Here is a 25634-nt window from a genome sequence, read left to right as displayed (position 1 = left end):
TTCGTGGTCATGAGCCCACTTCTCGGATGGCTCTGCCGGCCCACGGAGGCGCTCGCCCGACTCATCTCGCGCCGAGGTTAAACGGCAAGCTGTACCTGTTCCTGAGCCGCGCATGACACGGCGTGCCGTGGCCGGTGACTCGGCGAAGACGAGTGGGGGCTCTCAGCTAGTAGATGATCCATGCCTGCTGGGGAAGGATGTGGCGAGGGTCATCCAGTACGTGCTCAGCGAAGATCACCGGGCGTGTGACCAGCTGGTCAGCCATTCGTTGGACGCTGACCACCAATCCGAGGCTCCACGAGCATGGGATCCCGGTTCCCAGGTAACCGAACTCGAAGTCGTCTTCGGGGAACCGTTCTGCGGCACGGGCGGTCATCCACCGTTCCACCTCGGAGGGCGCGCGGCCCGTCAGAGGTACCCCTTCGGCGAGGACCTGTGGTCCCCGCAGGCCGTCAACAGCGAGTCCCTCCAGCTGCTCGTCGCGACTGTAGAAGAGGAACAGTCCGGACTTCCAGTACTGGCCCTCTTCCCTGGCCTGCCGACCGTCACGGAGGTGCGTGGTAATGCACTGTTGGGCCTCTGCTGTCACGTCGGCCAGCACCGCCGATACTTCGTCAGGGTTCATACCGAAGCGCAACGGTCCCACACCCAGATACGGGTCCACGACCCACTGAGGCCGATCGCTGTCGGGCCGTACATCCCATCTGTCATCCATGGGGACACAGTCTGCGGCAGGGCCTGCCCACCTGTGGCCTCAGCCTCTGGGTGGGCGGCTTCGCGGAGTTCACACCCGCGTCGAATGCACCCGTCGCGGTCATTTTGGTGAGGAGGGAGGGACGCGGCTTCGCCCGGAACGAGCCGCGTCAAAGTGGGGTGCCGTTAACAGCCGTGTCATGAGCCCCAAACGAGTTCAGGGCCTCTCGGCGGCTGTGATTCGGGTGGCGTAGACCCGGTGCGCTTTGCGTTCGGCCGAGCCTGCCGTGTCGGCTGCAAGGGCGGCGCTCTGTTGCAGAGCGGCGCGGTGATGTCCGAGTGGTGCGGTGATCCGAAGCGAGTGGCCTTGGCCGCGGCGGATGGTCCGGCCGGAGGCGAGTGCCGCGCGGACGGTCTCGTCACCAAAGACGGTGAGGTGGTCGGCGAGCAGGCCGGGCAGGTCGAGGGTGATCTCCGGGTCCGGCTCCGGCTGCTGCTCGGCGGGCGGGTCCGGGAGGACGTCAAGCTGCTCGGGCAGCTGGCGGGCACCGACCGAGTCCAGGACTCGGCGGATGGTCTTCGGGTCTACGCCGTGCAGCCGGGCGAGCGCCTTGACCGCGGCACCCTGCTGGTACGCCTGCACGACGTCGGCGGCCATATCCCCGTCCAGTGCGGTCGGGCGGCCCAGTACCTTCCCGGTGACTTCGGCGGCGGCGACGCCTTCGCGGGTGTTCTCCGAGATCATGTCGCGCTGGAACTCCAGCACGGCGGCGAGGACGGAGACCATCATCTTGGTGCCGGGGTCGTCCGAGGCGAGGTCGATGCCGGACAGCAGGCCGGACTCGACGCGCAGGTGCAGGCCGCGGCGGATCAGCACCGGTCGCAGGGCGAGGATGTCGGCCACGGAGCGGAAGAGCCGGGCGGCGTCGGCGATGCGGATGGTGTCGCCGACGGCGGCTTCGTGCAGCAGCTTGGTGAAGCCGGTGCGGTCGAGGGAGAGCTGCCGGGTGGAGGTGGCGGGGTCGTCGTGGCTAGGGCTCAAGGCCCTCTGTGACATGACGTGCCCTGAGCATGAGCGCGCGCTCCAGTTGGGCGGACAGAAGCTGTACCTGCCCGGGGTGGAGCTGGAGTGCGGTGCGTACGGCGGTTCCGTCGCGGAAGCAGACGCGCACAGGAAGGAGGGCGCTGCCGGTCTCGCGGTCGTAGTGGATGTCGTTGCCGCCGTGCAGGACGTGCAGAACGAGGCCGTCCATCAGCGTCGGCCGTGTCGGGTACTCCACAGGCTGCAAGGGGTCTTGTTCGAGCATGGCCTCTCCACGGGTCAGTCCCGGCATCGGTGGGATTTACATCCAGTTCGGCGGGCTGCCGCAGACCCGGGTGGGCCCTCGCGTGCCAGGGACGGGCTCCGGGGGCGCCCACGGGCCTCAGCGGAGCCGGCGAGACACGCTGCGGCGCCCACGGCACCCCATGCGGTGCGCTCGCCGCGTGTCGTGTGCGGGCGACTGTCCTCACGCTCTCTCCGGGCCGGCAACATCATCCTGCTCCCGGGACTCTTCCCAGCTGGCCATGAAGATCTCCAGGCCGTGATCGGCCCGCTCCAGCAGCTGGCGGCTCGGCTCCGGCGGCGGGGCGAAAAACGGTTGCTGCTCGCTGTCGCGCCGATGGATCACCGTGTCCTCCGGCGAGGTCGGCTTGACCGGGACGCGTCCCGGTGGCGGAGAGGGCGACAACGCGCGCTCCGGTCCGCCAGTCCCCTCTCCGAACAGGCTGGAGACGGTGACGGCGTCCGGACGGTTCCGGGGCCGGCGGGCCACCCTGGTCACCCTGGCCACCCCTGAGCGTGTACGGCCATGGCGAGCTTGAGCACCGTGGCCAGGTACGGACGCACGGCCCGGGCGGGCGGGAGCGGCATCTCCTCGTACGGGACGGTGTCCCAGCGCACGCTGTAGGAGGGAGGCATCGCCACCCACGCGGTCGGCCGGGAGCGGACCTCTACCTGGGGGCAGTTGGCCAGCAGATGGCCGGTGCCAGCTTCGACGAGCAGGGTTGCCGTGCTGTGTCCGGCCGTCAGGCACGGAAGGTGAAGGCCGCTTCCGTCGGCTCGGACCATCACGCCCAAGCCGATGGCGTGGGCGACGACGAGCGCGTCGAAGCGGGTGCACGGGACGATGACCCCGGCGCCGGGGGCGGCCTCGAACCGTGCGGCGAGGTCGCCGGCATCGAGCGGCTTCGCAACGTCCCCCGCCGGGTGGGCTCCCGGGGTAACGCAGGGGATCGCCGACTCGTCCTGGCAGGTGCAGCCGGAACCCGTACGGTGGCGGTGCCCGATCACGACGGGCCAGCCGAGCCGGTGGTACGCGGCGGCGCTCTCGATCGTGTCGCGGCCATGCAGGGCCTGCAGGATGTCACCCATGTCGCCCCCCGTATCCTCCTGAAAACCGTAGGTGATGGTCACGGCATGAGGGTCTCGCTCACGAGGAAGGACGACCCACAGGATTTCTGCAGGCCGCCCAAATGGCACATGCACCCCGGTGGTCAGGACACGAGTTCCATTCCCCGCACCAGCGCGGACAGGGCTGTGGCCTGCGAAGGAACGCCGCGTCGGACCAAGTCCCCGACGAGTTCACGGGCCATGGGGTGGGCGTGGACGTAGTGCGGCGCGCGCTGTGCGGCCGCGCGCAGCGTCGTGACGGCGTCGCCGGAGCGGCCCATGCGGTGCATCGCCCGCGCTTCGTCAATCCGGTAGTGGGTGACCCGCTCCCGGCTCGGCATCGCGGTCACGTCGACATCGTCGACGAAGGCGAGCCCGGTGTCGGGCGCGTCCACCTCGACGCCGGCCTCCGTCGTGTGCACGACGATGTTCGCCCGGGAGAAGACGGTCTGCCACCGCAGATCGTGATGGCCTGCGGGAAGGCGTTCGGAGATCTCCACCGCGCGGGTGGCCTGGTCCCAGGCCCCGTCGGCGTCGCCAGCGCGGGCGCGGGCGACAACCTGGCGCAAGACGAGGGCGCCTTCGAGGACGAGGGCGTCGGTGTCCCCCGTCGCCGACAGGGGCTCCAGGTCGCGCAGGGCGGCGTCCGCGACCGCCTGGGTCTCCCGCGCGGAGCCGTGGTGGAGCAGGGCTCCGCACCGGTCCCAGGCCACCGCCGCCTTGACGATCGGGTCGTCCAGCTGGGTGGCGGCGCCGGCCGCGACCTCCGCTGCCACCCACGCCAGGTCGGGCAACCCGGTCTGGTTCAGGGTCTGGCGGGCGTTGCGTGCCGCGTCGACGAGCAGGCGCAGGGCCTCGTCCCACTCGGCGGTGCCGCGTTCGTGGAGCAGGATGGTGGTGTTGAGCTCTTCCAGCAGGCCGGGCAGGAGGCCTGCGACCGCGGGGAGGTTCGCGCCCTGGCGGTGCCGGTTGGTGGCCGCCGCCTGTTCCCGGACGCGCTGCGCGTCGGCGGCCGGCCCGGAGGGTACGAGACCGGGGTGGCCGCAGAGGATGAGGGAGGAGCGGCGCAGTGCGGCCCGAAGGGCTGGCACATGCGGGAGGGCGGAGCCCTGTTCGCGGCGGAGCCGGTAGGGCTGGCCGAGGAGCCAGACGACGTCGACTTCGCACACGGTGGCCACGGCAGTGATCAGGGAGTAGCGGTCCAGCGGGAGGCGGCCGGCTTCAACTTCCTCAGCCCAGCGTTCGGAGCGGCCTACCAGACCTGCCATCTCCGCATGCGTCAGGCCTGCCGCGATCCGGGCCACGCGCACGCGCGCTCCGATTCCGGTGTCAGGGGATTGGGTCATGACCGCCTCTCCGTTCTGAACTCCACACTGGGACGGTACTCCCCGCGTCGAGCTGCGGATATGTCAACTGCTCAACAGGGACGGGCAGGTGGAACCCGGACGGTGAGGAGGCGGCAGCCTCCTCTGCGTTCTCGGCGACGCCTCCGGGACCCAGCGGCTGTCGGCGCCCGCTGCGAGGAGTACCCGGGGTGCGGCTGCACCCGTATCCACTGGCCGGACCGCCTGCTCGCCGGTCTCGAACGTACTGCCAGGGTGCGGCGTCGGTCCGTCGCCGCCAGCGCCCGGCCGGATCTGACGGCGCAGATGGGCGGAGGGTGCCGGCGGGTCGGCGCCGCGCCTGGCGGACACCTATGGGCGGCACCTGGAGGTGGGTTTTCGAGTCTGCCTGACACCGTCTGGCAGCCGCCGCGGGGCGCCGGGCAGCGCGCTATCGGCGGTGCCCGGTACGGGGCGGCTCCCGGGCGGCCGCCGGATCCTGCCGCTCCAGGCACCCGAGGGAAGCGATCCGCAGGGCGAGGGAGCGTCCGTCAGGGTGGGCGGCGAAGCCGACGCAGACGGCTCCAGGCTGGGCGTCGTCCTAGCCGGTCTCGTGGCAGGCGATGTGGCCCTCGTCTGCCAGGCATTCGCGGACGAGGGTGGCCAGTTGCCCGGGGGCGAGGTTGCCGCGGTTGCGGGGCCGGAAGTCGCAGGTGGCGCAGCGCTCGGACATCACTTGGATTCGGCCCGTGGACGGATCCGTCACCGCCGCCACACAAGTGGTGTGTTTTGGCGGGATGAACTGGAGCCACTGGGGTGGTGGTTTGGGGAGCCAGTTGGTCCTCTCGTGGAGAGTATGGACTCGGGTGTGCTTCGTGATCGGCGGCGAGATCCGGAGCCAACCCGATGGGGTGACTTTGCCCAGGGTCGGTGATGAGCCGGGTGTGTCCGTGACGCGTCGGAGATGGGCAGCCGATAGCTTGGAGTCCCGGGTCCTCCTGGTCCGTGTCCCTGACAGGCGCGGTCTGGAAGGGCCCGGCTCCGTTTGCGTGAGGGATCCCAGGCGCGGGCTGTCAGAAGGACCGGAACAGCCTGTCGGGGTCCTCGTGTGCGGCGGCCGCGTACTCCTCGAAGTCCATGTTGGCGAGGGAGAGGTTGGCGTGGATGTCGTGAACCCTGACCGGGATCGTGCGGAACTCCCGCCCGAACTCGCGGATCCCCTCGTATTCCTCGAAGACCTCGTACTCGTCCTTGGGGATGGTGGTCACCGCCAGCAGCCCGTGGTGTGCTGAGTGCATGGTCGCGGAGTCGGCGACGAAGATGACACTCAGTTCTTGGTCGGCGCGGGCGGCTTCAAGGACCTCATCGACGGTCGCCCCGGCCCAGGCCGGATCATCGACGAAGTGGATGAGAGGCTCGTAGTCCGCGTCGCCCCACGGCTGCATCAGCTCCGCTGTGACGGCCTGCCATGAGTGCTCGCTGTCGTAGTCGGTCCTGATGACCAGAGCGTGGAACCCGTCGCGCTCGGTGCCGGTCGGCAAACTTCTCATGGCTGTGGCCCCCAGTTCGGCGATATGCCCTGCGACTGTCTCACGCCGGCTTCCGCTCAGTTCCCGTGGGCCTGACGCTCGCGGTGGGTGGCATGGTAGCGGTAGGACTCTGTGCCGGTCTGGATCAGCGTGCCGCGGAAGGTCACCCGGTCCGCGATGGCCGCGCAGAGCCGGGGATCACCAAAGGTCTCGTCCCATTCCGCGAACGGGGAGTTCGTCGCGACGGCGGCGGCCTTGCATTCCTCACGCTCGGTGAAGATCTGGGACAGCAGTTTGGAGAGCCCTTCTTGTCCAGGTTCAGGTAGCCGAACTCGTCCAGACAAAGAAGGTCGACCTTGCCGTAGCGGTCGATCACGGAGGACAGTCTTCGTCCAGCCTCTGCCTCGGCCAGCTCGTTCACTCGCCGAGGTAGTGATGTAGCGGACCGACAGGCCAGCCTCCGCGATTGCGGTTCCGGCACGAGGAGACGCGGGCCGCGACCGGCAACTACGACGGTTACGACCCCAACGCCTGCTACGACGACGAGGACGAGGCGGCGTGAACGTCCGTGACGTCCAGGCCGTCATCACGGCGAGCGGGTATGCCCGGCACGGCAGGCCGTACGGGGGCGGCGGCTTCGCGGAGTGCACCTGCTCGCAGGTGGGCGGGCCGCCACGATCCGGCTGGCGAAGGAGACCGCACACCAGGAGGTCGAGGTCGGCGACGGCCACAGGGCCCGGCTCCCGGCCGCCGACCACCTGATCGTCCGCGACGGGTTCCACGAGCTGGCCCGGTTGGTCGCCCCGCTCACCCAGGCCACCCACTCGGGCGGCGAACGGAAGTAGAAGGCGCCGGCCCGTAGGAAGCGTGAGCCCCGCCCTCGGCAGGACCCTCTGAACTAGCTCAACTCCCGGGCCCAGGTTGGGAGTGGACCCTAACGTCGCAGCATGAACCCGACGCCGTTCATCGTGGGCGCACTCGCCACGATCGTGACCACTCTGATCATGGGCGTGATCCAGTTGCGCGCCACACGGAAGCTGACCGCTCTGACCCTCGAAGAGCAGCGCGCACAGCTGGAACTGAAGGCCGCACATGACGGTGCGCAGTTGGACCTCAAGGCCGCGCACGAGCGCACTGCGCAGCACCGGGGGCTTCAGCATCTCGACCATCAGGCGTTTGTCAGGGCCGTTCATGCCCTGGTCTCTGCGGCGCGCCGGTTCGCGCAGACACCCAGCGACAAGGTTCAGGAACGCGCGTTCCGCCCGTACAACCCCTTCGACACGGCGGACCTGATCACGGTCATGCCCCGAGAGCTGTCGGGGCTGGCCGTTGACGCCAACCGGGCGCTGGAGGATGTCCGGCTGACCTCTGCCCCCGACCTGTTCGTCATGGCCCGCCGAGTGTGCGCCGCCTCAGTGCAGAACGCCTACTACGCCGCCCAGCTGTCCCGCGCCCTGTTCGCCCACCCCGAGTACGAGGAAGTGGAAGTAGAACCTGGAGTGCCTGTTGCCATGTACGCCGCGGAGGTTCAGCTCGCACAACACCGCTTCGACGAGGGGAACGTCAAGTATGAAGAGGCCCTGGCCCAGTTCGTGGCGGCCTGCCGACGGGAGATCTGGGGCGCAACGACGCCATAGCCGAAGAGGCACCCGCACCTGCTTGCCGCCGTCACCGAGGGCATGACGCCGGTCGAGCGTCAGCTCGCCTGACTCACCGAGTTCGGCTGACGCCATTGCCGGGGCGCCCGCAGCAACCGTCCCGACGGCTACCGAGGCCTAAGAAGAAGGGGTATCGCCGAGATGAGCCCAAGGGGCCAGGCTCATCTTGAAGATCTTCCGCAGCGCCCCCGTACCCCGGCCCACGTGTCGGCAACCCTGCACCGAGCCCCTTCACCCATCCGGGAAAACTGCACTACCTGGCCCATTGCCGCCCATACCGTCTCCTTGTCACTATCCCCTCCACGAGAGGAAGGCGGCGCTGTGCCCGCACTCAGGAAGACGCTCACCTCTGCCGTGTCCGCCACCGTCCTTGCCGCAGGACTCAGTCTCGGCACGGCCGCGCCGGCGCACGCCGCAAGCTGCCCCTCGTCCGCGTCCCCGAAAATCCCCGGCGCACGAGCCCATTGGGTGCTGAGCTGCTCCAGCGGCACGCTCAAGGTCTACGGCTGGGTCGAGGACACCCGCATGGACGGCCGGGACGCGCTCGTCGAGGTGTGGCCGGGAGGCGGCCACCACTGGCGCCTGGTCGCCGCACGCGGAATGGGTGAGCGAACGAACTTCGACTTCAAGTTCCCTGGGACGACCTCGGCCTCCGTGAAGCTGCGCCTCAGCGGCTGACCACGGGGTGGCACCGGCGGCGCAGGAGTGATGGGGCTATTTGGATTTCCCCACCCGGTACTCGGGGTGGCCTCAGAGTTGCTCGGCTTGATTCCCCAGGCAGACCCACGCCGACCTGCGGCCGGGCGCCAGGAGGGAGGGGCCGCCCGATAGCCAGCCGGCACCAGGGGCGCGGCGGCCTGTCCAGGGTGCGCGGAGCGCATCGCGTGAGCGACGCCGAAGGCGCCCTTGACGGGCCGGCGCGGCCCGAACACTGAACGAGCGGGCGGCCCCGGCTCATCCGAACCTCCCCACTCCCTTGAGAACCGGATCAAGTGGGGCGAGGAGTAGCCCTGGTCGTTTCCAGGAATCGCCATCAGGAGAATGACCACCGACACCGCCTGCACGGCTACGCCCGTGTGCTTCTCAGTCCAGCACACCGAGAGCGGTGTCGGGGCGGCAGTGCGGGCAGGCCTGCACACCTTCGGCGAGCGCCCGTCGGATGAGGTCGGCGGCGGCGGGTTGCACCGGGAGCGGGTGTCCCAGCACCCGCCGACGTGCACCCGCACGGCCGGCCGGCCGCTGCCGATCCCGTGCTCGATCAGCCACTCCGGGGGCGGCGGAGCGGGCCGGCGCGCGGCTTCCGCGGCCTCGTGCTGCTCTTCGGCGGCTATCCAGTCCGGGTGCGCTGAAGGTCGCGGACCTGGACCTTCTCCAGGAACCGCAGCATCTCCAGCCTGGACGGGCCGGGGAGTTCGGCGCGCATGATCAGTTGCCGTACTGGGCCTTCCTCGCCTCCTTGCAGGCCACGCAGGGAGGGGAGGCTCCCACCCCGTATCGGCAGGTGGGAGCGTGGCAGCGCGCGCAAGGTCCAGTCTGGCTCGGCGCCCAGGTCACGGGCTGGGGTCTGGCTGGTGCGGCAGTGGGGGTGGTCATGGCGGGCTCCCTGGTGGGTACGGAGGGACTACCTATTAAAGGGCACGTTCGATTCCCTGGTCCAAGGCCCGTCACAGTGCCGCACCGCAGCGCGGTCCTCCACGAGCCGAGACGGCCGGAGCGGATCCGCCACGCGCCCCAGGGTCAGGCCAGCCCGGCACCTCACGACCCGCGAAGTGGGCCGGTGCGACCCTGGAGAAGGGGGCGTGCGAGCTGGAGGTCCAAGTGACGTCCCATCTGGTCCGGAGCGATCTCCTTCGGCCTGGTCACCCTGCCGGTGGGTCTCTACACGGCCACCGACAGCCACACGATCCGCTTCCACCAGCTCCAGCGCGGGACCGCGGACCGGATCCGGAACCGGCGCGTGAACGAGCGCACCGGCGACGAGGTGGACCTCGCGGACATCGTGAAGGGCTACGACACCGGAGCCGAGTACGTGATCGTCGAGCCGCAGGAGCTCGATGAGATCGCCCCGGGCCGGTCCCGGTCGATCGACGTCGCCGGCTTCGTCGACCTGGACACCGTCGACCCGGTCTTCTTCGACAAGACGTACTTCCTCGGGCCCCGGGGATCCCAGTACGGGAAGGTGTACGCCCTCCTGGAGCGTGCCCTGGCCGAGTCGAACAAGGCCGGCATCGCCACCCTCGTGATGCGCGGGCGGGAGTACCTGGTCGCCCTGAAGGCGGAGGAGGCGGAGGGCCTCCTGACGCTCCACACGCTGCATTGGGCCGATGAGCTGCGCGATCCGCACGCCGAGGTGCCCGACCTGCCGGGGAAGGTCGAGGCCACGGCGGCGGAGGTGAAGATGGCCATGCAGCTGATCGACGCCCTGGCCATGGAGTGGGAGCCGGAGGCCTTCCACGACTCCTTCCGCGCGAGGGTCGAGGCCCTGGTGCAGGCGAAGGCCTCCGGCGAGACGGTGGAGAAGGCCGAACCGGCGGCGGAGCCGACCGGCGTTGTCGACCTCATGGAGGCCCTGCGTGCCAGCGTCGAGCGGGCCAGGAGCCCCAAGGACACCGGCGAGAAGGCCGCCTCGCCCGGCTCGCGGGCGGCGGGCGGGAAGAAGGCGCCGGCCGCGAAGAAGCGGGCGCGCTCCACACCGGCGGCCAAGGGCCGGGAGCTGATGGCGCTGACGAAGGCGGAGCTGTACGAGAAGGCAGCAGCGGCGGGCATCCCAGGCCGTTCGTCCATGAACCACGACGAGCTCGCGCAGGCCCTTTCCCGCCCGGGCCGCAGGAAGTGACCGACGGGATTCGGTTCGAGGCTCCTGCCCGAGGCGGCGGGTGACGGCGATCGGCGCCGTCATCGGCTCTACACGCGCGTCAGTGCCTGTTTCTGATCTCGGACCCAGTGAGAGGTGGGGCTCACCTGGTGTTTAAGGTGCGGGCATGGCTGTCCCTGAGATCATCCCTGTCGCCCATGAGCCGGACTATCGGACGAACTCCATCGGCCGGTTCAGCGGCGGCCAGTTTCTGGCTTCGGTCACCTATGCCTTCCCGGATGGGTTCGCGATGGGGGACGGCTGGGAGGAGCAGAAGCGGCTCTTCGCAGTGCTCCACGAGTTCGACCACGACGGGCACCACCAGGAGTCCGATATCTGGTGTGCCGGTACTTGGGCAGAGCAGATGAAGCGTCCGCGTGGCGAGCATTCTGTGGTTGCCCGCGCGGAAGCGTGGCTCGCCGCCGGCCTCGCTGGCCTCGCAGATCGTGAGTACTGCGACATTGCCATCCGGCCGTTCCAGCTCACCGTTGATGGTGTGGTCTTCGGCCTGATCACGGAGTGCCATGCCGAGGACGAGGAGGGCGAGCACGACTGGGCTGAGCTCTATCCGGATCGATTGGGCTTCTCGGCTCCGTGGAACGGCGAGTACGACACCTGACTGCCTTTTCTGATCTCGGAGCCAGGGCTTCAGCGGGCCGCCTCACCCCATCGGTCAGTCGTGAGGGAGCTGGGGACATGATGAGCTCGTGACCAACAGCTCGCAGACACCTCCGGCCCGAATCCCGGGCTATGACGGTGGCCCCTTCCGCCACCAGCCCGAACTTCTGGACGAGTACCTGTTCTGGCAGGTCCACTTGCCCCTAGGCACCACACAGGATCAGGAAATGGGAGCGTTGCTGTCCCAGCTGCTGGGAGGCGACACCTGGCCCGTGTTCACCGTGCCGCTCGCCGGTGAACACCGCCTGTATGTGGTGTATCGCGCCTTGGAGGGGGAGGCCGGCATCGACTACCTCGTGCACCACCCTGGCTGGGACGCGGCCGAGACCTTGGCGCAAGACGATGGGCACTTCATGGGACCGGGTCTGTCCTGGGCCGAGCTGATCGCCGCAGCCGACAACGGCCTGCCCGGCGGCAGCACCACTAACCCCGACGCCCGACTGCTGCTCCTGCTCCCGGCATTCGGCGACGATGCCGTACCGGGTGACGCCGTCGAGCGTCTGACCGCCGCATTGCGTGCCCGCACCCGTGTCGAGGAGCCCGAGCGGCTTGCTGCGACACTCCTTGAGCATCAGGGGCAGTGTGGCCCCACTCGGTGGACGACGGCCGAGGGCGGCTACCTGATCAACGACGGTGGCTACTCCTTCCGTAACCCTGCCAACCGCTTCGCCTGGCCGACCGCCCGCCTGGCCCAGGTCGCCTCCGCACTGACAACTTCCTGACGGCAGCGCGAGGAAACGAAGAGCTCCTGGTCAGAGCGAGGGTGAGAACCGCTCTGGGGGCTTGCGTGCCTTGGTGATCCGGCGGGTCATGAGGGTGATGGCGGCCCAGGTGATGAGGGTTTCCGAGTGCTGGACGAGCCGTTCGTAGTCGCGTGCGTGCCGGCGGGCCCGCATCATCCAGGACCAGGTCCGTTCCACGACCCAGCGACGGGGCAGGATGACGAAGCCGGAGGCGTCCTTGGGTCTGCTGACGGTCTTGATCGTCAGGTTGAGGTACTTCTTTGCCCAGGTCACGAGCTTGCCCGCGTAGGCGGAGTCCGCCCAGACGATGGTGATCTCGGGGTACATGAGGCGGAGGCGGAAGAGGACTTCCTTGGCCGCGTGGCTGTCGTGGAGGTCGGCGGGGGTCACCATGACGAGCAGGGGAAGACCGCGGGTGTCGACGACCATGTGGCGTTTGCGGCCGTTGATTTTCTTGCCCGCGTCGTAGCCGCGTGAGTCCTTGCCGACGGTCTCGGCGGCCTTGACGGACTGGGAGTCGATGACGGTGGCGACCGCGCGGGGGCCTTTGCCCATCTCGCGGCGGACCCGTTGCGCGAGGACGTCGCGGATCTGGTTGATGGTGCCGCGGGCGGCCCAGCGGGCCATGAATCCCCAGACGGTACGCCAGGGCGGGTAGTCCGCCGGCAGGGCCCGCCATTTGCAGCCGGTGTCGACGACGTGGCGGATCGCGTCGACGATCTCGCGACGCTCGTGTTTCTCGGGCCGGCCGCCGACGGTGGTTTCGCATGCCGGGACGGGCAGCAGGGGTTCGAGTAGGCCCCATTCGGCGTCGGTGGTGTCGGAGGCATAGCGGCGTCGGCGCATGGCGGCTGGCCTTCGAACCGGTGCGGCCCGGGGCCCGGCCGAAGGCCGGGCCCCGGGCAGCGAAGGGGTCAGTAGCTGTTGACGAGGTCGAGGGTGGACTCGATCGAGTTGAGCTGGGCGGTGATGTGACGGACCCACTTGTCGCCCGGGTGGGCGGCGGCGTGGGGAGCGACGGTGCCGGTGATGAACCGGCGGAACTCGGTGAGCTTCTCCTTGATCACCTTTCGTTCGTAGGCTTCCAGCGCGGCCCGTTCGGCTCCGAGCTGGTAGCCGTCGGCCCTGGTCCAGATCAGCGGGGGCCATCCCTGGTCTGCGATGACGTCCCGCAGGGCGGCCAGCCCGGACCTCACCTGGCTGGGGGTGAGGTCGCTGGCGCGGGTGAGCTGGTGGAAGAGGAGTCCGGCCGGGCGTGCTTCGAAGAGCACGAACCGGAGGGTGTCGGCGTGCCGCAGAGCGGCGTCGCCCCGGCGCCGTGAGGCGCGGGGCATGGCTACTGGCCTCGGAGAAGAGCGGCGAGCTCGTCGTCCATGTCGACCTTGCCGGTGTCGACGGCGTTCTCGATCCAGTCGAGGGTGGCTTCTCTGAACTACGCACGCGGCATGGCTCTTGGGAGGGCTCTCAGCGCTGCCAGAGGAACGCGGCCTGACGGCAGGGTTGACAGTTGAAGAGGTAGCCGCGGCCCCCGCCACCGAAGTTCGCGGAGGTGGCGAAGTCGTGGCCCTCCTCCAGCTCGGCCGTGAACGTCATGCGGGTGGCGCACGAGGGACAGTCGGGAGTCTCGTCACCCTGGATCCAGTCAGGCTCGCCGCCCAGCCGTCCGAGGACCGGCTCCTCCGTGGGTTCGTCAGCGGGATGGAGGCCAAGAGCGGCGACCGCGCCCAAGAGCGTCTCGCCGTCGGCCGGGACAGCGGCCGGGGTGAGTTCACCGGAGAACAGGTAGGCGCGGTTGGCGCCGGCAGTGGCGTCCCAGTCGTCGCACATCCCAGGATCGTTCTGGCAGAAGAACACCGCGACCACGCCGATGTCGAGGGGGAGGTGGACGAGGAACTGCATGGCTCCACCGCACTCGCGGCACCTCGGCCAGACGAATTCACCGGGGACCAGCGGGACTCCGCCGGTGCGCGGCGTGGGCGCGTCGGCAGTGGTCTCGCCGTCGTAGATCAGCAGCATGGCCAAAGCCTAAGGTCAGCCTCTTGGGCCAGGGATCGGGGTCGGGTTTTCAGTGCGGGCGGCGATCTGGCCGAACGTCGGCATGCCAAGGCTGACTGTGGTGGTTCGGCGGGTTGCTTCGGTATCGAGCTGGGTGAGCTTGTCCTGGGCGCCGGCGAGGCTGACCTGGAGACCCTCGACTTCGCCGAGCCAGCCTTCGCGCTCGGCCTCGGCGATCCGGGCGATGAGGTTGTCGCGGATCTCGACGAGCCGCTCGCGCTGTGCCGGGTCGGGCCTGAGCATCGAGCACCGGATGCAGGCTTCTCTGAACCTGCGGAGGTGACCTCAGTCTGGGTCCGTGGCATGCCAGCCGGCGGTGACGCACCCTTCTTCCCAGTGCCACCATCCCTTGGCCTCGCCGTGTTCCAGCAGCTTGCGGATCCGGCGAAGGTCCGCGGACGGGGGGACATCCAGCGCGACCATTCTGAACTGCTCGATTCCCTCACCCGTGGTGCCGAGCCGGTGGAAGGTCTCCAGCACGGTCTGCCGTGCAGCCTCTGATCCACCGTCCTTCAGCACGATTAGCCGAATGGTGCAGTTGTTCGAGGCCCGAACCGTCTCTCCAGCCCACCACAGGCCGTCCTCGTCGACCTGCACTCGGATGATGTCGTCGCTCGCGACTCCTCGGACGAACCACGGGGTGTTGTCGAGGCGGACGGTTCCATCGCCCAGGTCCACCGCCCACAGGCTTTCGACGCTTGCGGGCGGCCAGCCGTCCTCGTCCACCTCCATTCGGAAGTGGAGCTTCACGTGGTCGTCGCTGATGTTGGTCACCGCGCCATCATTGCTGGCAGTCGGCAGGATCGGAAGCGCCAGCATCACGAGCACGGATCTGATCGGGAGGCGGTGTTCCGAGGAGGACCGTCGGTGAGCTGCGGTTGTGCCGGGCGTTGAGCTGGGCGAGCTTGTCCTCGGCGCCGGCGAGGCTGACGCGGAGCCCTTCGACCTCGCCGAGCCAGCCCTCACGTTCGGCCTCGGTGATGCGGGCGATGAGGTTGTCGCGGATCTCCTCGAGGCGGGGGCGTTGCGCAGGGTCTGGCCTGAGGAGTGAACATCTGACACAAGCGTGCTCATGAACACAAGGGGTTGAGAATGCGCGGCCGCAGGTACCGACCGACACCTTGCGCTTCTCGAAGTGCGCCAGGAAGGCGTCCCACTCCTCGTCACTGGGGGTCCGGTATTCTTTGCTGGGACGAGTGGCCCGGCGGCGGGCGATGAACGCCCTGTGTGCCTCGATCGTCTCGGCCGGGTAGACGGCCTTGTAGCCCATCGTCGTATCAATGTTCTTGTGGCCGCAGATCACTTGGGCGATGTGCGGAGGCAGGCCGTTCATGATGGCGTCGGTGACGAAGATTCTCCTGAAGTCGTGCGGAGAGATCGTGAGTGGTGCGCCGCCGGCGTCAGTGAGCCCGGTGCACGCGATCGCGCCGATTAGCAGCGTGCGCAGGAACGTAGGGGTGAAGGCCCGGTGCTCGGTGCCGATCTGCCGCTGGAACAGCAGTGGCATCGGCGGGTTCCAGACCTTCTCGCGGACGTCGTAGAACGGCGCCAGCGGGATTGCGCCAGCCGAGCCGCGCAGTCGGCGGACGACGGAGGACAGGACGTCCGCCAGTTCTGGGCTGACCAGCAAGAGCCGCTCGGTGTCGGTCTTCGACGGGGCGATCTGTAGCAGCGGCACGACCTCCCCGGTCGTCGGCAGCCGGTATTCGGTGATGCTGTGGTGACGCAGCTCCAGGAGTTCCTCGTTGCGGATGCCGGTCAGGCGCAGAACCTCGACGGCGGCGAACGCCCAGAACGCTTCTTCCTCCTCGAAGGACAGGTTCCGTCGACGCCCGGTGAAGGTCTCCTCGGCCCAGGTGAGGTGCCCTGCGGCCTTGGTCGTGACGGCTCGGCGCAGCAATCCCTCGGTGCCGGGGATCACCGCCCCGGGCCCGGTGGCCTGTGCGGACCGGAGCAGCTCGGCGGCCGTGAGCCTGCGACGGTTGGCCGTGTTGACCAGGACGGGAAGCACGGGAAGACGCTCTCGGGTGCGCTGATCCATCCGTGCCTTGCGGTGCTTGCGTTCCTTGACCTTGCGGATCTCGTCGTCGCTGATCGGGCAGCGAACCACCCACGGTCCCCAGCGACCCGGTTCCTCCGCGGCCCAGTGGGCGAGGTGAGGTAGAACGCCCGGACCCGCATCAACTCGCCCTTGGCATTCAGCCGGGGGCCAGTGATCTCGATCGCGGCCCCGTCGGGACCGGTGATGGTGCGCCGCTTGGTGCTCAAGTCTTCCTTCCCGGCGCGGGCCAGCGCAGGTGGCAACAGCAACGTGTCGATGCCCGGTGAGAGCGCTTCGATCCGCGCCCAGAACAGCCCCGCCAGAGTCCGTGAGACCGCGTCCAAGCTGGCGAAGTCCAGCGACGGCTGCCGCTCGCGAAGGTACTCCACCAGCAGGTCCCGAATCGGGCGGCACCGGATCGGATAGCGGTCCACGAGCTCTTCGATGCTCAGCTGGCCCAGGGCCTGGCCGAACGCCCGGATCGTGGCCGGGGCGTCGTCGGAGAAGACGCCCATTGTCCGCAGCCGCAGGTAGAAGTCGACCTTGTGCTGACCGCCGCGGACGTGGACGCGGCGTTGGGTGTCGAACAGTTCCACGCAGTCTCCGACGGTGATGTCCCGGATCAGCCCGCCCTTGCAGGCCAGGATGATCGCGATCCGGGTCGCGGCGATCTGGGCGTCCTTGCTGGAATGCGGCTGAGCGGCGGCCATGTGCGCCAGTTGGCCGAACCCGTCGGGGTCGCGGGCCTCGGGACCGGATCGGTGACGTGGACGCCTGGATGCCGGCAGCCACCGACAACGGCAAGCCCGTACCGGCCGGCTACTGGAAGGACGCCAGCGGCAAGTCCGCACTGATCGCGCACTCCCACGACTGGTACCCCGGCGACGGCGTCACGGACCTGATCGCCCGCATGCCCGACGGCAAGCTCTACGTCTACCAGGGCGACGGCAACGCCCGCTTCGACATCAGCCGCCGCACCGAGGTCCTTCTGCCGCCTGGTGCGCCCGCCCCGGCCACGTTCTCCCAGATCGTCGTCGTCCCCGACATGAACGGAGACAAGATGGAGGACATCTTCGCCACCGCGGGCGACAGCCTGTGGATCCTCACCGGCTACAACGGCGCCACCATCACCGAAGCCCGTCAGCTCGCCGCCACCAGCTGGACCAAGCGCGACATCATCGACGTCCGCGACATCACCGGCGACACAGTACCCGACCTGCTGTTCCGCGACGACGCCACGCCCGACCGGGGCCTCGCCCTACGCCGCGGCAAGCCCGGCACCGGCGGCGGAGCCGACATCAACTCCCTCGCCCTCGCCATCAACTCTGCCGACGGCAAAGACCTCACCTACGCCACCACCGGCTGGGACAGCACCACCTGGCCCCTCCTGCACGGCACCCCCGACATCAACAACGACCAGATCCCCGACTTCTACGCCACCCGCAACGACGGCACCCTCCACCTCATCAACGGAGGCCGAACGGCAGCCGCTGCCAGCTGGCGCGTCGAAGAAGACGACTGGAACACCACCCGCACCATCGGCTGAACCGACACCCACACCGCAAACGCGTGCCCGGCCGGAGCTCCCGGGCGGGCACGCGTTCCTTCAATGCCTCGAACCAGGCCGGCAGCTGGTGGCCGCATTAGCCTGGTTCTGGTGCCGGCGCCCGCCATCCCCGCCCCCGACCGGCCGACCGCCCACGACAGAGCGCCCGGGTCTGTGTCCCCGCCGCTGCGGCATCTGCGCTCCCTCGACCAGACACCGGGCGAAGCCGTGGTCCAGCCCCTGCCCGACCCCGCACCCCACCTGGCCGCCGCGGCCGCCGGAGCCACAGCCACAGCCACAGCCACGGCTGTTCGATCACCACGGGGTCGGTGCCGTCGCGGGACTGCTTGATCTGCAACCGCAGTTTGGCCCCGTCGAAGATCGCCACATCGTCCACTTCGCGGAACGCGGTGCCGTCCCACTTCGCTTCGGCGTGGCGTACACGGTGTTCCCGGAGCGGGCCGGCGCACGTCTTGATCGCAATCTTCCAGTTGTCCGACCAGGGCCCGTCATAGTTGCTGTCGTCGATCCTGCGTGCTGACGCGCACTTGTAGGCCGGCGCGGCCGTGGCGCTGGGCGCTGTGGGCGCCGCCACCGCCGCGACGGCCAGCGCGGTCACCGCCGCGCGCTTGATGATGTTCATGCCCGGTCAATGCCGGTACCGCCGGGGGCGACACCGCCCGGTCTTGAAACCGCCCCTGATGAGGGACCTTCTCCCCCAGGCGTCCGGACACGGGCCGCCGGTCAGCCGGCGGGCGCCACCGCGGTCCAGTCGAGGACGTCACGGCGGCGGACGTCCTCGCCGAGCCTCTGGCGAGCATGCCCGCCAGAGGCTCGGCCAGTTCACGGGCGCCGGCCGGGTCCTCGGCAACGAGCACCCGCCACACGGCGTGCGCGTTGCGGGCCGCGCGCACCGTGTCCGCCTCCGGCCGGGCCCGCACCCCCTGGCTGCGCAGCGCGGTGGTGATCAGAAGTTCGGCGGTGGCGCGGGGTTCGGTGCGCTGGATCAAGGTCGGCCAGGCTCGGGCCGTCAGGACGGTGATGGTATCCGGGTGGGTCGGCCCGTACTCCGCTTCGAGCTGCGTCTCCAGGCGGTGCGCGAGGACCGCGGTGGGCGCGTCTTGGCCGCGTGGACGGCCCACAGCGCCGACCAGGCGGCCCGGTGCTCCTCGGGAACGAGCGTGGCGGCCGGGCCAGGATCGAACGGGGCCGGGAGGTCGGATGAGCCGGCGCCTGCCGCGCGGCCGGACGCTCCTCCTGCCCGCCCTGTTCGTGGTCACCACCCTCGCCGTCCTGTCCGGCGTCGCGCACGCCGAAACCGTCGACCCGGACGGGATAGGCGGGCCGCTCCGGGCGACGGCCCGGAGCGGGTCCCCAAGCGCTGCGCGCTGGGTAGGGATAGCGGCCGCTGCGCCGCCATGTGACGGAGTGTGAGGCCGACCCCGCGCTTCGCTCGGGGCGGGCCGGGGCCCCGCTTCGCGGGCGCTGGCTACGAGGGCGGGTGCCAGGGGGCCGGTCGTGCCCCACTCCTCTATTGGCACTTGGTAACACACAGTCAGGACCCGCCGAGGCTCAAACCCAATCAGAGTTTGGGCCGTCGCGTGAATTGAGACGAAGTATTCAGCTCGTGGCATAGGCCCTATTGACCAACCGGCCTGCGGGCGGTGGACCGGCTGGGCCGTGAATGGAAACCGTGGCTGCGGTCGGCGGCGGCCCATTCCCACCTGTGGTCACCCGGCTGATGCGGGGTCCCCTGCGGCCGGCCCCTGGGGCCGGCCGCTTTCTCAACTCCGGGTCGCGATCCGAATGTGCGACGATCGGGACAGCTATCGAAAGGCTGATGGGTACATGGGCACGATGCACGCCGACGAAGCGGAGACCGACCCCGGCCTGGTCCGGCGGCTGCTGCGCGCACAGTTCCCCCAGTGGGCGGACCTGCCGGTCACCCGGCTCGCCTCCGGCGGCACGGTCAACGCGATCTACCGGCTCGGCGAGGACCTGACCGTCCGGCTGCCGCTGCGCCCCGGAGGCGCCGAAGCCATCGCCATGGAGGCGGGACTGCTCCCCCGGCTGGCGCCGCTGCTGCCGCTGCCGATCCCCGAGGTGGTCGCGACCGGCAACCCGGGCGAGGGCTACCCCCTGGCTTGGGCGGTGCACCGGTGGATCGAAGGCCGCACCCCGGTTGAGGGCGACCTGGCCGAGCCCGAGCGGGTGGCCCGCGACCTCGCGGAGTTCGCCGTCGCCATCCGCACGCTCGACCTCCCCGGCGGCCCGCCCGCACACCGCGGTGAACCGCTGATCGCCGAGGACCGCGAGATGCGGGCTGCGATCGAGGCCCTGCGGCGCACCGACGAACCCTTCGATGCCGACGAGATCACCGCGGCCTGGGAGGAGGCGCTCGCCGCCCCCCTGTGGACGGGCCCGGCCTGCTGGACGCACTCCGACCTGATGCCGAGCAACCTGCTGCTGGCCGGCGACCGCATGGGCGCGGTCATCGACTTCGGCACTGTGGGCATGGGCGAACCGGCCACCGACCTCATCCCGGCCTGGAACCTGCTGCCCGCCTCGGCACGGCAGGCGTACCGCGACGCGGTGGATGTGGACGACGCGACGTGGGCCCGCAGCCGCGGCTGGGCGCTGTCCATGGCGGTCATCCAGCTGCCGTACTACCGGAGGACCAATCCCGTCATCTCGGCCAACGCCCGGCACGTCATCCGGGAGGTCCTCGGGTCCTCCGCCTGACCCCGGCCGGCACGACGCGTACGCCGAAGAGGGGCCCTCCCAGCGGAGGGCCCCTCTTCGGCGTCTGCTGGTGCCGCCTGGGGAAGATCGGCTCCCGCCGGACCAGCTGCCAGCGGAGCCGCATCCTCCGTTGGAGCATGTCCATTGGTGCTCACGCGTTCGTCCCGTCGCGCCAGTCGATCCACCGGCGAAGCGTCCCGAGATCGAAATCGCGGCCGCCCGCGCCGACGATGAACAGCAAGACACCGAGTGCGTGCAGCTCGGACTCCGGTTCCCTCAAGGCCCGGCCTCCTGCCCGGTGTCCATCACCACCCGCTCCCGGCCGCCCAGCAGCTCGATGACGGCGGCCGGCTGGTCGAAGGGCTGCGGCAGACCCTCCACCAGCTCCTTCAACACCTGCACCGTCGCGGACACCTCCGGCCCCAACAGCGTCGCCGCGTCGTGCAGGAACACGTTGTTCAGCCTCTCGACCGCCTCCCTGGCGTCGCGGACCAGCCGACGGGATCCGTCTTCCCCGGTCCACGCGGTGGGGATCCCGCCCTCGATGTGGTTCTCAACCGCCCGACCCTCGGGCGGTGGCTCTGCGACCCGCGCCGGACAGATGAACGGGGAGCGGGCCGCCGAGCTGGAGGAGCTGGGGATCGTCAAGCGGAGGGTCTGGTCCGGGTGGACCTGGTCGTCCATTTCGCCGTGGATCAGCAGGAGCTTGCCCGCCAGGCGGTCGGCGAGGTCCACGCTGGAGGTGCGGGCCCAAGCCTCGGGGTCGTCCGCGCCGTCGTAGCTCTCCACGAAGCCGGCGTTGAAGTGGCGGGCGTCGTGCGAGCCGGAGAGGGCGACCCCGGTCTTGAACGCCTCGGGGTGGTCCAGCATCGCGCGGGCCGCCGCGAACCCCCCTCCGGAGTGGCCGAACACTCCCGCCCGGTCCGTCCATCCACGGCCGGTCCTCTGCCAGCTGCCGCAGCGCCGCGACGTGGTCGGCAAGGCGGCCGTAGGAGGCTTCGTGGAAGTCCTTGCTCCTCCCTGATGTGCCCCGTCCGTCCAGCGCCACCACGGCGAAGCCGAGCGCCGCGAGGGGTTCCGCGTCGAGGCCCATCCCGTCGGGGTCGAATGACGGGGCGACCCGGTTGACCTGGGGCCCGGGGTAGATGTTGTCGATCACCGGGTAGCGGCGGGCCGGGTCGAATCCCCGCGGCCGGTAAACCCCGTACAAGTCGGTCACCCCGTCGGCGGCCTTCACCCGGAACCGCTCCGGCGCCGTCCAGCCGATGGCGCTGAGCTTGCTGACGTCGGCCTGCTCCAGCTCGACCAGGACCCGTCCGGACCAGTTCCGGACGGTGGTCACCGGCGGGATGTCGACCGTGGATGGGAAGTCGAGGAAGTACTCCTGGCTGTCCGGCAGGGTGACGACGTGGTCCAATGCGTCGTCCGTGACCTTGGCGAAGCCGGTGCCATCGAGGCCCGCCCGGCACACCGTGCGCCGGTACGGGTCCTCGTCGACCAGGCCGGAGGCGGCGAAGTACACCACCCGCTCCGCCTCGTCGACGCGCAGGATCCCGCGCACCGCCCACGGCCCCGACATGACCTGCCCGAGCAGCTCGCCGGTGCGCAGGTCGTACCGGTACAGGTGGCGCAGCCGTCCCTCTGCGAGTACCAGAGCACCTCTTCGGCCAGCATGTGCACGATGGGCGGCTCGTACGCCCACTGGTTGGGCTCCACCCGGGTGGGCCCGGTCTCTGAGCACTTCGGCGACCTGGTCGGTGGCTGGGTCCAGCCGGTACAGGGTGAGCGTGCGCTGGTCGCGGGGCCGGGCGAGGTTGTAGACCGCCGAGCCGTCCGGAGCCCACCACGCCCCCCGCCGCGATCGGCGACATCACCGGCATGAGCAGCGGCTCGCCCTGCGCGCGGGCCAGTGTGCCTGTGGCGACGTCGAGTACGACCCGTTCTGCACGAGGTACGGCCTCGTCACCGGGGTGGGCGAACCGCTGGGTGTGGGTGCGGGGCGCGCTCCCGTCGGCTGGCCTGGCCTCGGTGAGATGGGTCAGGCGGACGTCTCGCTGGTCCGTGCGGTGGGCCAGGACCTTCGTGGTGGCTTTATTCACGGGTTGTGAAGCCCGTTGTCCACGGGTTTGGGAGGCGCCCAGATCCACGGTCGGGTGATGTTCACGAGTTTTGAAGTCGCCAGGGTGCTTGCCACGGGAGCATCGGGATGCTCCTGGTGAAAGGGCCTGGTCATGCCGCAGATGTCGAAGATCGAGCTGTACGCGGCGATCCGCCGGGACCATTGCGGGGGCATGAAGATCCGGGAGATCGACTCCTACCGACTCGCCAGCACCCGAGCCCGCGCCGAGGAGACGGCCGAGGCCGACTGACCCCTGCCGCTACCTGCCTCGACGGCCCCGCCGCCCGGAGGGCGGCGGGGCCGTCGGCGGACGTCATGCTTCCTCGTCGACCAGGCCGAAGTCCTGAGGGAAGGCCTCAAGGAACTCCCGCCGGGCGGGATCGGCCTCTGCCTCAGCCATCCCGCCAAGCACATCAAGCAGGTCACGCCGTTGATCGCTCGACATGTGCTTGAGCCGCGCAGCCATACCCTCCAAGGCCTTCACCGCGTCATCGAGATCCATCTGTTCGTCGTCCGCGCCGTCGATGAACCAAGCCATGTCGACCAGGGCCTCGGTCAGGGCATGCGCCAACGATGAGTACTCAGATGCCACGATGATCTCCCCCAAAACTACCGTCCCTGACTACACCGCCCATCCCACCACATCGCTTCCGGCATCCAAGACCTGCCCGCGGCCAGCACACCGCCGACACCCCCTCGGACACAGCTGCCTACATCCCCGACGTCATTTCCCGTGAACAATCACAGGCACTCTGATCGCCCACCGCCTCCCGATGAGGTGGACAAACGCTGCTGCTGAACGTGAAGCCATTCGTGGAGTCGGGCGACCAGGCTACGGCTGGCGGCAGGTACGGCAGGCCGGTCTTGCGCAGCAGGGTGGCGTTGGCCGTGCAGTCCGGGCCCGGCCCGTAGGCGTGGTCGGGTCCGCCGTCGGTGGTCAGGGGGCGTTCGCCGCCGTCGGACAGCGAGCGCGCCCACAGGTCGTGGCCGTGGCGGTAGACAGCGGTCTTCCCGTCGGGCGAGGTCACCTCCAGCGGATTGCCGGGCGGGGTGAACTCGGCCCGCGCGCAGGTGAATTCCTCCAGGTCGCAGCGCCCGTACGCGCCGAACGCGTCGAACTCGACGGCGTTGTCGAGCAGTGCGCTGCCCGTGAAGGGCAGGGCCTCCGGGTCGGCGTGCTGTCCGCAGGCGTCCTGTGCTGGATCAGTAATGATCGACACGACAGTGACGCGCCCGCCACCGGCCTGCCGGACGACATCGCCGTACACGTTCGTCGAAGCCACCACCGGAATCGGTTCGGAGCTCGCGTGTGCAGGTCCGCTCCATGCGCAGACCAACGCCCGTGAGAGCCCCGGAACCACTGCTGGTGCGCGGGGCGACACGCCATGACGCATAACGTCCTCCCTACGCGGGGGCAGCGAAACGGCAATCACTTGGGTTATCCCCCTGCGCCGCGCAGCTCTCCAGCGTGCCCAGCTGACGGGCCCTTCTCGCGAGCGTTCTTGATGGCGGCGGCGAAGGCGCGCTGCTGCTGGGCCGCGACCTGGGTTAACGCGTCGCCCGCGGATCCTGCCGCGGTCGGAGATGCGCTTTCGGACCAGGTCGGTGTCCTTGTAGTCGATTGTGGTCCCGGCCGGCGGGACTTAAGCGGCTTGGCGGGGTGGGGTGCGTCGGACCATGGGGGTATCCTTGTACGAACGTGATCGGGTTCGTACACGCGTGTCAGGCGGCGTCGTCCTTCCAGGCTTCACGACCCGCCGTGTACGCGGCGTCCGTCAGCAGGCAGGAGTCGAGGAGCCGCTCCAGCCAGTCCGTTCGAGGCCGGGCAAGGTCAAGGACGAGGTGCTGGTAGCAGTCGCCGTGGTCGGGGTGTCAGCGCATCACCCAGCGCTACAACGCCCGCAGAGAACTGCTCGACGACAGCCCGGGCTACGCCCTCAGCGCCGATGTCGCCGGCGCCCTGGCCAACATCGAGGACTGACACAGCAGACAGCGCCCCGGCCCCGCGGAGCCCGCTTCGGCCCGCCGGCGCTGTCCGGCCGCGAGGGACCCGAAGCACAACGAGGTGACCGTTGCCATCCGAGACGCCTTCACCGGCGCAGGAGGAGCATCGCGACCCGGAGGGCGACGGCGCGCTGCTCGTACAGGGACATCAGCCCCGGCAGGGCCGCCGCGGCGACCGAGCGCGTGGAGAATTTCGGCCAGATCCTCCGGGGCCCGTAAAGGGCCGCCCACGCTCGGGCATGATCGCTCTGTGCAGAGCAAGGAGAACGGGGTAAAGATCCACCGGGAGCGCTCATGAAGATCACCACTGAGGGCGCCTCCCCGGAGTTCGAGCGCAATCTGCTCGCCCTGTACGCCGACCACCGGCACGAGCTGACCCTCACCGTCGGCACCGAGTGGGATGTCGAGCGGGCCGTGCTCTATCTGACGTCCCTGCCGGAGAACGCGCTGCGGTGCGCCCGGCTCGTCGTCCGAACCGAGGACGGGGTCTTGGACGCCGAGACGCTGCGAGGCGAGTTCGGCGGCGAACTGCGCGGCCCGACCATCGCCCTAACCCGGGCACTGCCGCGCGGTGTGCGCATGCGGTGGTGGCCCGAGGGCACCGCGGCGCCCATCACCCCGCAGGACGATCCGGACCACCCCAGCTGGCAGAAGGCCATGGCCTACCGGATGGCCGACGAGAACGTGCCCGTCTTCCGGCAGGCCTTCGACCAGCTGGCCGACGGCAGCGCGCGCCGATTCCTGACGGCCGAAGCCTTCGGGGGACGAACCGTGCCCAGCGTCACCGATCCCGTTGAACAGGAGACAGCGTGTCGCCCAACAGCACGCCTGACGAGCACTCGATAGATCCGTACGCCGACATCCCGACCGCGATGGTCTACGACGCTTTCACCGAGGCCGCCAATCGGCTGACCGCCCGTTACACCCGGCTCTCCGACACGGCCGCAACCGCGCAGGAACGAGCGGCCTGGTGGCGGGAGGTGATCGTGCTGCGCGACACGAGGCGGGCAGTGCCGGCCACCGACCGCGCCCAGCTCATCGAGCACATCCGGCTGTGGACGGCGGCCCTCGCCGAGCTGCGTCATGCCCGTGGCTGACGCGAGCGACTACTACCTCTCCGAAGAAGAGCTGCGTGCCCGCTTCGAGGACCGCGTCCGCGACTTCGTGTTCTCCGGCTACACCCCTCAGGACGAGCCAGTCTTGGTACTGGCGGGCGGGC

Annotated in this window: 31 protein-coding genes and 3 pseudogenes; 11 read left to right on the top strand and 23 right to left on the bottom strand. The window is 69.6% G+C overall.

Features of this window, described 5'->3' with window-relative positions; all coding sequences use genetic code 11:
• Positions 1-166: 166 nt before the first annotated feature.
• The 9 genes from AC069X_RS21870 to AC069X_RS21830 all read right to left on the bottom strand — a co-directional run bounded on the left by AC069X_RS21870 (position 167) and on the right by AC069X_RS21830 (position 6319).
• Entirely contained in the window at positions 167-715 is a 549-nt protein-coding gene (locus AC069X_RS21870) for a hypothetical protein (RefSeq protein ID WP_470800796.1), read from the bottom strand.
• 195 nt (positions 716-910) lie between these two features.
• On the bottom strand, positions 911-1735 hold the full coding sequence (locus AC069X_RS21865; RefSeq protein WP_478730449.1) for a recombinase family protein: 825 nt from the start codon (positions 1733-1735) through the stop codon (positions 911-913).
• The gene (locus AC069X_RS21860) at positions 1725-2000 is read right to left on the bottom strand and encodes a hypothetical protein (protein WP_478730448.1); all 276 of its coding nucleotides are present in this window, start codon (positions 1998-2000) and stop codon (positions 1725-1727) included. The genes AC069X_RS21865 and AC069X_RS21860 overlap by 11 nt, the downstream gene beginning before the upstream one ends.
• 201 nt (positions 2001-2201) lie before the next feature.
• Positions 2202-2516 (bottom strand): hypothetical protein, encoded by a 315-nt coding sequence (locus AC069X_RS21855; RefSeq protein ID WP_478730446.1) that lies wholly within the window; start codon positions 2514-2516, stop codon positions 2202-2204.
• Positions 2513-3106 (bottom strand): hypothetical protein, encoded by a 594-nt coding sequence (locus tag AC069X_RS21850; protein ID WP_478730444.1) that lies wholly within the window; start codon positions 3104-3106, stop codon positions 2513-2515. Before AC069X_RS21850 ends, AC069X_RS21855 begins: the two co-directional genes overlap by 4 nt.
• Before the next feature lie 122 nt (positions 3107-3228).
• On the bottom strand, positions 3229-4470 hold the full coding sequence (locus AC069X_RS21845; protein ID WP_478730442.1) for a helix-turn-helix domain-containing protein: 1242 nt from the start codon (positions 4468-4470) through the stop codon (positions 3229-3231).
• A gap of 577 nt (positions 4471-5047) precedes the next feature.
• Complete coding sequence (locus AC069X_RS21840) at positions 5048-5179, bottom strand: hypothetical protein (protein ID WP_478730440.1); 132 nt, start codon at positions 5177-5179, stop codon at positions 5048-5050.
• Between the two features lie 340 nt (positions 5180-5519).
• The gene (locus AC069X_RS21835; RefSeq protein WP_478730439.1) at positions 5520-5996 is read right to left on the bottom strand and encodes a DUF6924 domain-containing protein; all 477 of its coding nucleotides are present in this window, start codon (positions 5994-5996) and stop codon (positions 5520-5522) included.
• Positions 5997-6052: 56 nt separating this feature from the next.
• Positions 6053-6319, bottom strand: a complete 267-nt coding sequence (locus AC069X_RS21830; protein ID WP_478730437.1) for an ATP-binding protein — start codon at positions 6317-6319, stop codon at positions 6053-6055.
• A gap of 300 nt (positions 6320-6619) precedes the next feature.
• On the opposite strand from AC069X_RS21830, the gene AC069X_RS21825 reads away from it, so the two are divergent.
• The 3 genes from AC069X_RS21825 (at position 6620) to AC069X_RS21815 (ending at position 8311) form a co-directional block, all read left to right on the top strand.
• Complete coding sequence (locus tag AC069X_RS21825; protein ID WP_478730435.1) at positions 6620-6820, top strand: hypothetical protein; 201 nt, start codon at positions 6620-6622, stop codon at positions 6818-6820.
• Positions 6821-6922: 102 nt separating this feature from the next.
• Positions 6923-7612 carry a hypothetical protein gene (locus AC069X_RS21820; RefSeq protein ID WP_478730433.1) on the top strand — a complete coding sequence of 230 codons (690 nt, stop codon included), beginning with the start codon at positions 6923-6925 and terminating at the stop codon, positions 7610-7612.
• 489 nt (positions 7613-8101) lie between these two features.
• On the top strand, positions 8102-8311 hold the full coding sequence (locus tag AC069X_RS21815; RefSeq protein WP_478730431.1) for a hypothetical protein: 210 nt from the start codon (positions 8102-8104) through the stop codon (positions 8309-8311).
• A gap of 405 nt (positions 8312-8716) precedes the next feature.
• Here AC069X_RS21815 and AC069X_RS21810 read toward each other — a convergent pair whose 3' ends face one another.
• Entirely contained in the window at positions 8717-8818 is a 102-nt protein-coding gene (locus tag AC069X_RS21810) for a DUF6233 domain-containing protein (protein WP_478730508.1), read from the bottom strand.
• A 643-nt stretch (positions 8819-9461) separates the two neighbouring features.
• Between AC069X_RS21810 and ku the strand changes: the two genes are divergently transcribed.
• The 3 genes from ku (at position 9462) to AC069X_RS21795 (ending at position 11887) form a co-directional block, all read left to right on the top strand.
• Positions 9462-10469 carry a non-homologous end joining protein Ku gene (ku, locus tag AC069X_RS21805; RefSeq protein WP_478730506.1) on the top strand — a complete coding sequence of 336 codons (1008 nt, stop codon included), beginning with the start codon at positions 9462-9464 and terminating at the stop codon, positions 10467-10469.
• A gap of 145 nt (positions 10470-10614) precedes the next feature.
• A complete protein-coding gene (locus AC069X_RS21800; protein ID WP_478730429.1) occupies positions 10615-11106 on the top strand; it encodes a hypothetical protein in 492 nt (163 codons plus the stop codon).
• An 88-nt stretch (positions 11107-11194) separates the two neighbouring features.
• Entirely contained in the window at positions 11195-11887 is a 693-nt protein-coding gene (locus AC069X_RS21795) for a hypothetical protein (RefSeq protein WP_478730427.1), read from the top strand.
• Positions 11888-11917: 30 nt separating this feature from the next.
• On the opposite strand, the gene AC069X_RS21790 is transcribed toward AC069X_RS21795, so the two are convergent.
• The 8 genes and pseudogenes from AC069X_RS21790 to AC069X_RS21755 all read right to left on the bottom strand — a co-directional run bounded on the left by AC069X_RS21790 (position 11918) and on the right by AC069X_RS21755 (position 16714).
• A complete protein-coding gene (locus tag AC069X_RS21790) occupies positions 11918-12754 on the bottom strand; it encodes an IS5 family transposase (protein WP_478730425.1) in 837 nt (278 codons plus the stop codon).
• A gap of 68 nt (positions 12755-12822) precedes the next feature.
• Positions 12823-13242: a RacP protein gene (locus AC069X_RS21785; RefSeq protein WP_478730423.1), complete on the bottom strand. Its 420-nt coding sequence runs from the start codon at positions 13240-13242 to the stop codon at positions 12823-12825.
• Between the two features lie 2 nt (positions 13243-13244).
• A pseudogene (locus AC069X_RS21780) lies at positions 13245-13331 on the bottom strand (DUF6192 family protein); the annotation flags it as partial.
• A 41-nt stretch (positions 13332-13372) separates the two neighbouring features.
• Positions 13373-13924, bottom strand: coding sequence for a hypothetical protein (locus AC069X_RS21775; protein ID WP_478730421.1), 552 nt, complete (start codon positions 13922-13924; stop codon positions 13373-13375).
• Between the two features lie 15 nt (positions 13925-13939).
• A complete protein-coding gene (locus AC069X_RS21770; protein WP_478730419.1) occupies positions 13940-14206 on the bottom strand; it encodes a hypothetical protein in 267 nt (88 codons plus the stop codon).
• Positions 14207-14248: 42 nt separating this feature from the next.
• Positions 14249-14737: a DUF4265 domain-containing protein gene (locus AC069X_RS21765; RefSeq protein WP_478730504.1), complete on the bottom strand. Its 489-nt coding sequence runs from the start codon at positions 14735-14737 to the stop codon at positions 14249-14251.
• A 7-nt stretch (positions 14738-14744) separates the two neighbouring features.
• On the bottom strand, positions 14745-15974 hold the full coding sequence (locus AC069X_RS21760; RefSeq protein ID WP_478730417.1) for a tyrosine-type recombinase/integrase: 1230 nt from the start codon (positions 15972-15974) through the stop codon (positions 14745-14747).
• Positions 15881-16714: a hypothetical protein gene (locus AC069X_RS21755; protein WP_478730415.1), complete on the bottom strand. Its 834-nt coding sequence runs from the start codon at positions 16712-16714 to the stop codon at positions 15881-15883. Before AC069X_RS21755 ends, AC069X_RS21760 begins: the two co-directional genes overlap by 94 nt.
• A gap of 68 nt (positions 16715-16782) precedes the next feature.
• Here AC069X_RS21755 and AC069X_RS21750 point away from each other — a divergent pair, with 68 nt between their 5' ends.
• On the top strand, positions 16783-17550 hold the full coding sequence (locus AC069X_RS21750; protein ID WP_478730413.1) for an FG-GAP repeat domain-containing protein: 768 nt from the start codon (positions 16783-16785) through the stop codon (positions 17548-17550).
• Between the two features lie 97 nt (positions 17551-17647).
• Here AC069X_RS21750 and AC069X_RS21745 read toward each other — a convergent pair whose 3' ends face one another.
• Positions 17648-18193 (bottom strand): hypothetical protein, encoded by a 546-nt coding sequence (locus AC069X_RS21745; protein ID WP_478730411.1) that lies wholly within the window; start codon positions 18191-18193, stop codon positions 17648-17650.
• A gap of 1214 nt (positions 18194-19407) precedes the next feature.
• Here AC069X_RS21745 and AC069X_RS21740 point away from each other — a divergent pair.
• Positions 19408-20292: an aminoglycoside phosphotransferase family protein gene (locus AC069X_RS21740; protein ID WP_478730502.1), complete on the top strand. Its 885-nt coding sequence runs from the start codon at positions 19408-19410 to the stop codon at positions 20290-20292.
• Between the two features lie 276 nt (positions 20293-20568).
• Here the strand turns inward: AC069X_RS21740 and AC069X_RS21735 are convergent, their stop codons facing one another.
• Positions 20569-21204 carry an alpha/beta hydrolase family protein gene (locus AC069X_RS21735; protein ID WP_478730409.1) on the bottom strand — a complete coding sequence of 212 codons (636 nt, stop codon included), beginning with the start codon at positions 21202-21204 and terminating at the stop codon, positions 20569-20571.
• A gap of 490 nt (positions 21205-21694) precedes the next feature.
• Positions 21695-22075 (bottom strand): annotated as a pseudogene (locus tag AC069X_RS21730) (DPP IV N-terminal domain-containing protein); the annotation flags it as partial.
• A gap of 448 nt (positions 22076-22523) precedes the next feature.
• On the opposite strand from AC069X_RS21730, the gene AC069X_RS21725 reads away from it, so the two are divergent.
• Positions 22524-22661: a hypothetical protein gene (locus AC069X_RS21725; RefSeq protein ID WP_478730407.1), complete on the top strand. Its 138-nt coding sequence runs from the start codon at positions 22524-22526 to the stop codon at positions 22659-22661.
• 63 nt (positions 22662-22724) lie between these two features.
• Here the strand turns inward: AC069X_RS21725 and AC069X_RS21720 are convergent, their stop codons facing one another.
• Together AC069X_RS21720 and AC069X_RS21715 are read right to left on the bottom strand one after the other, a co-directional pair.
• Positions 22725-23003, bottom strand: a complete 279-nt coding sequence (locus tag AC069X_RS21720) for a hypothetical protein (protein ID WP_478730405.1) — start codon at positions 23001-23003, stop codon at positions 22725-22727.
• Between the two features lie 598 nt (positions 23004-23601).
• Positions 23602-23805 (bottom strand): annotated as a pseudogene (locus AC069X_RS21715) (hypothetical protein); the annotation flags it as partial.
• Positions 23806-24709: 904 nt separating this feature from the next.
• Between AC069X_RS21715 and AC069X_RS21710 the strand changes: the two are divergent.
• The gene (locus AC069X_RS21710) at positions 24710-25261 is read left to right on the top strand and encodes a hypothetical protein (protein ID WP_478730403.1); all 552 of its coding nucleotides are present in this window, start codon (positions 24710-24712) and stop codon (positions 25259-25261) included.
• Positions 25225-25512 (top strand): hypothetical protein, encoded by a 288-nt coding sequence (locus AC069X_RS21705; RefSeq protein WP_478730401.1) that lies wholly within the window; start codon positions 25225-25227, stop codon positions 25510-25512. The genes AC069X_RS21710 and AC069X_RS21705 overlap by 37 nt, the downstream gene beginning before the upstream one ends.
• Positions 25513-25634: the final 122 nt, after the last annotated feature.

The sequence above is a fragment of the Streptomyces sp. NPDC043896 genome (genome assembly GCF_056435605.1).
This window is presented reverse-complemented; position numbering and strand designations above follow the sequence as displayed.